Source organism: Xanthomonas sp. D-36-1 (assembly GCF_017746155.1).
Taxonomy (GTDB): Bacteria; Pseudomonadota; Gammaproteobacteria; order Xanthomonadales; family Xanthomonadaceae; genus Xanthomonas; species Xanthomonas cissicola.
Window position 1 is genome coordinate 1 of sequence record NZ_JAGHWR010000104.1, and the last position, 1,552, is coordinate 1,552.

Annotated in this window: 2 protein-coding genes and 1 pseudogene; all 3 read right to left on the minus strand. The window is 59.6% G+C overall.

Annotated elements, in window-relative coordinates; all coding sequences use genetic code 11:
• Positions 1-100 (minus strand): annotated as a pseudogene (locus J7367_RS20760) (IS5 family transposase); the annotation flags it as partial.
• A 170-nt stretch (positions 101-270) separates the two neighbouring features.
• A complete protein-coding gene (locus J7367_RS20765; RefSeq protein WP_139792686.1) occupies positions 271-648 on the minus strand; it encodes a hypothetical protein in 378 nt (125 codons plus the stop codon).
• Between the two features lie 11 nt (positions 649-659).
• Positions 660-1,376: a hypothetical protein gene (locus J7367_RS20770; protein WP_057664366.1), complete on the minus strand. Its 717-nt coding sequence runs from the start codon at positions 1,374-1,376 to the stop codon at positions 660-662.
• Positions 1,377-1,552: the final 176 nt, after the last annotated feature.

Below are 1,552 nucleotides of genomic sequence, written 5' to 3' on the forward strand. Positions count from 1 at the left end.
GCTGCCACGGAACAACCTGCTCCATCTCGGCAAGAAAGATCTCGCGCCGGGTCTGCTTACGCTTGCCCAAGCCCTCAGCGTCACCGAACGTCAGCTGCATGGATGAATCCTCTACATAAGGCGATAGTGTCGCGCATCTGCGGTGAGTTGATCAGACCTTCCCTAGCCGAAAGCAAAATTCACATAGAAAGTGCACCACACAAGTGCGACGCCTCGCTAGCTTCACTTACGCGATCGCTTAGGCAGCTGCCATGAACTTGCTTGACCGGTCTAGCGTGCCGCCCCAGCGCCAAAGTACTCAATTGTTCGGAGCCCCACAGCAGAGCGCTGATGACCGAAGAAGCCAAGGAGCTTTGTGAGCTCCCGGCAGCCGCTCGGCGCAAGCGTCAAGTTGTTTACCTGTGTCTGGACGCGATCGAACTTAGGTACCCAGCGACCAACATCAATCTTCGTGTTGAGCTTGAACCACCCCCATCCAATGTTTAGTGTCGGCGCGTCGTCCGGCACCCTGCCGAGTGCACGCTGGACCTCCCGGCCTAGACCGTCGAGACGCTTACGTTCGGCGGCGATCGCCTCGAACTCTCCAGCAGATACAGCTTCCTGGAATTGGCTGAGCCAAGCGCGCAATTCGGACAGTTGGTCACGCATCTGTGTAGCCACTACGAACAGGTCACCAAGCGAGGGGCTTCTCGAAGGACCAATGCCGGCAAGGCAGGGAGTATGACGCGGACGCCGACGACTCCATTGTCCGATCCCGATGCCGGATAGAGGGCATCCCGATGCTTGGCGACCTGTGCCTGGAACTCACCCAGCGCTATCGGAGGCAACGGCAGGGACAGCCCGGCCCGCTGGAACAATCGCCTCCTGAGCGGATGAGGTGTGTATGGGCTGGCATAGACCCACGCCCGGGCCAACATACCTGCGCCTCCCCACACCAGTTGCGAAGTGAAGACGTGAGGAGTTGTCTCGTTCTCTTTCCAGGCAGATTCGTTGGTTGCCTGCTCCTTCACCATGGCGTCGTTGAGGAGCAACCGCCGAAGAAAAGCAGCCCTCGGCTCCTCAAGCCGCTCGGGATTCTGCAGAAAGCCGTGGGGCCTTACGATCGAGCGCAGCGCCAGCTCGCTCAATGCGTCTCCGCGCCCAAACCAGGCATCGTGGAAACGGTCATCGACCAGGATCTGGTCGCGCAGTACGACATCGGTCAGCAGATCGAACAGCGCCTCGAAATCAATGGCGGCCTGCGGTATCGCCTTGGGCGTCTGCCCTGGGTCGGTCAGCGGTGCAATACCCGGATTGTCATCTGGATCTATTCCCTGCGCCATAAGGTCGCTGACAGTCTGCAGCGACCAGTTGTCGGCGATAACTCGCTGTCCCATCAGCCATCCTTTGCTAAAAAAGTGAACCGAGTGCCAAAGCCACACCATTACAGTCCAGCAAGACCGGCGGCGCGACCGGCCCCGGCCACGCAAAACCGCCGCTTGTCGCGATATCAGCATCGTCGCACCTCGCGGCCCCCACCGAGCGTACTGAAGCTAAGGAAGGTCTGATCAAC